Raw genomic sequence first — 416 nt, 5'->3', positions numbered from 1 at the left:
GAACTCGTGCAGGTAAAAGCAAAGGAATTAACGGTAAAGAACATTGAACAACGTTATGTGGAAATTCCTGAGAATCGAAAATTTGATGTTCTTTGCAATCTTCTAGATCTTCAATCACCAGACCTTGCTATTGTGTTTGGACGAACAAAAAAACGTGTCGATGAGCTTGCTGAAGGGCTAAAAAAACGTGGGTATGCAGCAGAAGGCATTCACGGAGACCTTACACAATCAAAACGTGCCGATGTGATTCGTCAATTCAAGGATCATACGATTGAGATTATGGTCGCAACCGACGTTGCAGCAAGGGGACTTGATATTACAGGTGTTAGTCATGTCTATAATTTTGATATTCCTCAGGATCCTGAAAGCTATGTTCATCGTATTGGTCGAACAGGACGGGCAGGTACTAAGGGATT

1 protein-coding gene is annotated in these 416 nt (G+C 41.6%); it reads left to right on the top strand.

Going from position 1 to position 416, the window contains the following annotated elements; genetic code table 11:
• On the top strand, window positions 1–416 hold a 416-nt coding region (locus SB717_RS33855; protein WP_410907182.1), incomplete at both ends, for a helicase-related protein.

The organism is Priestia sp. SIMBA_032 (genome assembly GCF_046535215.1).
Taxonomy (GTDB): Bacteria; Bacillota; Bacilli; order Bacillales; family Bacillaceae_H; genus Priestia; species Priestia aryabhattai.
This window is presented reverse-complemented; position numbering and strand designations above follow the sequence as displayed.